This window comes from Actinoplanes sp. NPDC049265 (assembly GCF_043197135.1).
Taxonomy (GTDB): Bacteria; Actinomycetota; Actinomycetes; order Mycobacteriales; family Micromonosporaceae; genus Actinoplanes.
Window position 1 is genome coordinate 19,018 of sequence record NZ_JBICSP010000037.1, and the last position, 2,702, is coordinate 21,719.

Below are 2,702 nucleotides of genomic sequence, written 5' to 3' on the forward strand. Positions count from 1 at the left end.
GATGCGGCCACGACAACCGCTCACCATCACCCAGACCCACCAACACCTGACGCTCACCGTACGACGCATCCGGCACATCAGGCACCGGCCGACGCAACTGAGCAGCCACATCGGAGCCGCGCGAGCCGGACGAGGACTCCATGGTGGTTATCTGCTGACGCAGCTTCAGCACCGGCGCCTTGGCGCCAGGCGTCGAGGTGGGCTTCGCGTCAGCCGGCGTACCGGACTGGCGGTTGGAGCCGTGGGACGCCGGCGTCCCCGGTCGATCGGGCGAACCTCCCGGCGCCGGTGTCCCGCCCTGATCGGGCGACTGGCCCGAAGCCGGGTTCACGGCCGGAACCGATGCGCCCCTCGACGACGGTGTGTTCGACGGGCCGGGGGCGTCGCCGCGGCCGGCCGCCGGTGCCGGATGCGAGGCGCCGGCCGGGCTCGAAGCACGGCCCGCATCCGGTACGGCCGGAACGACTCCCTCGTCGAGCATGGTCCGGCCGCCGCCGTCCGGGTCGCGGAAGCCGCCGTCGGCACCCCCGCCGCCACTCCCGTTGCGCGCCGGGCCCCGCCCCGGTCTCGCGGCGTCGGCCTCGGGCAGGCTCGGCCGCTTGGCCGGCGGGCCGGTCGGGAAGCTCGTCTGGTCGCCGAGCCGCGACTTGGGGAGGAATTTGACGCTGTCGTCGAGCTGGATCTCCGAACCACGACCGGCACCCTTCGTGGCGGTGCCATCGGAACCGGACGAGGGCTTGCCGTCCGCCGGACCGCCCGGACCGTCGCCCTTGGGCCGGGCGCCACCATAGTTGATCTCGCCGGTCTTCGGGTCGTACGTGAGGTCGCGAGCACCCAACTTCTTGATGTTGTCGGCCGCGAGGGTTCCGTCGGGCTGCAGCTTGTAGTTCGGCTTGCCGCCACCCGGACCACCGTCCGGGGTGTACTGGTCGAACCGCACACGTCCGGTCTGAACGCCGACCTCGGCGATGTCCAGATCGTTCGGTCGCATCGCGACCGGCTCCAGTTCCTTGGTCTGCGAGTTCACCCGGTAATGGGTGCTGCTCGGCGAGGCGACGTCGGACGGTCCACGGGTCGGGCGCAGCCCCGGCGTGCTCCGGCCGGCGGCCGGGTCGCCCTTGATCGACCACGAACCCTCGGTCTTGTGCAGGAGCTCCCACTTGCCGGTCTCCTGATGGCGGGCCAGCACCGACGTCGGCTCCCGCTCCCACACGACGTCATACCGAACGACCTCGCCGTCACCCAGACGACGGCCCGGGGTACGCGGCGTCTGCGGCGCACTCAGCCGTTCCACCTTCGGCTTCTGGCTGAAGCCGAGCTCCTGGTCGTGCCAGTCCCGTGGGTTCCTGGCGTTGAGCTCGTGGTACTGGCTTCCGTCCGCGGTCGGCCGCGGCTCCCCGACGGTCGGCCGTTCCTTGAGGGTGAGCAGATCGATACTGCCGTCCGGATTGCGGCGCAGCAGCTGGTGTTCCTGCGGTTCGGCGTTCTTCGGCGGATCCGACGGGGCGACGCGGTCGATCTCCCGCACCGAGAACGTTTTCGACTGCGGATCGAATTCGAGGTACCGGCCGGCGTCGTTCTTTCCCGTGCCGCTGGCCGGTTCGGAGTTGAGCACGACTTCACCGGGACGCAGCTGGGTGGGAACCGGTGAGCCGTCCGGCCCGGCCTCGAAGTAGGTGAAACCATCCACGCCTTCGGCCGGCCGAGCCACGGGCGGAGCCTCGGTGCTGCCGTCCAGATCCCCGAGCCGACGGCCCGGGCCTTTCATCATCGACTCGGCCGACATCCGAACCAGTTCGGCGCGGCCGTTCTTGTCGATGCGCACCACTTGCCGGCCCTCGACCGGCGCGGTCGGGCGTGGCTTCGCCGACGGCCGCTTCCCCGCGTCGTGGCCGGCCGCCGCCGCCGGATCCTGGCCACCTGGCCTCGGCGGAAGAGGCCGGTTGGACGCCGGGTCGAAACGCTGCGGACGCGCCTCGTCATGCATCCGCGACGGGTCCGGCCGCCCCCTGTCCCCCGACGCCGCCGCGTCCGAGTCCCTCGGCTGGGGCTCCGACGGCCGTCCCTCGACGGACGCCCGCGGACCGTCGAGGGCCGCCGGCCTGACGCTGGGGGTCACGGTCGCGTCGTCCGCGCTCGCCCGCCGACCACCCGGGCCGTGACTGGGGCCCCTGGTCAGGGTCAGGTTGAGGCCGTCGGAACCGTTCGCGTTCGGGTCTTCCGGATCCCGGCCCTTCCCCTCCGCGTCCGCCTTGGCGTCGGCCTCAGCCTTGGCCTGCGCCTCAGCCTCAGCTTTGATCTGCTCTCGCCGAACCGACGTCACCTCAGCCCGCGACCGCACCTCAGCATTCGGCGACTCCCGCGGCGCAGCCGGCTCCCTCTCCGCCCCCGCCCCATCGGCCTCAGCCTTAGCCCGCGCCTCTGCCTCCGCCTTAGCCCGCGCCTCCGCCTCCGCCTTAGCCTGCGCCTCCGCCTCCGCCTTAGCCTGCGCCTCCGCCTTAGCCTTGGCGTCGGCCTCAGCCTTGGCCTGCGCCTCAGCCTCAGTCTTGATCTGCTCTCGCCGAACCGACGTCACCTCAGCCCGCGACCGCACCTCAGCATTCGGCGACTCCCGCGGCGCAGCCGGCTCCCTCGCCGCCCCCGCCCCCTCAGGCTCCACCCGAGCAGCATCCGCGTCCGCCTTAGCCTTGGCCTCCGCGTCG

Annotated in this window: 1 pseudogene; it reads right to left on the reverse strand. The window is 72.1% G+C overall.

Features of this window, described 5'->3' with window-relative positions:
• Positions 1–1,828 (reverse strand): annotated as a pseudogene (locus ACGFIO_RS43035) (hypothetical protein); the annotation flags it as partial.
• Between the last annotated feature and the right edge of the window lie 874 nt (positions 1,829–2,702).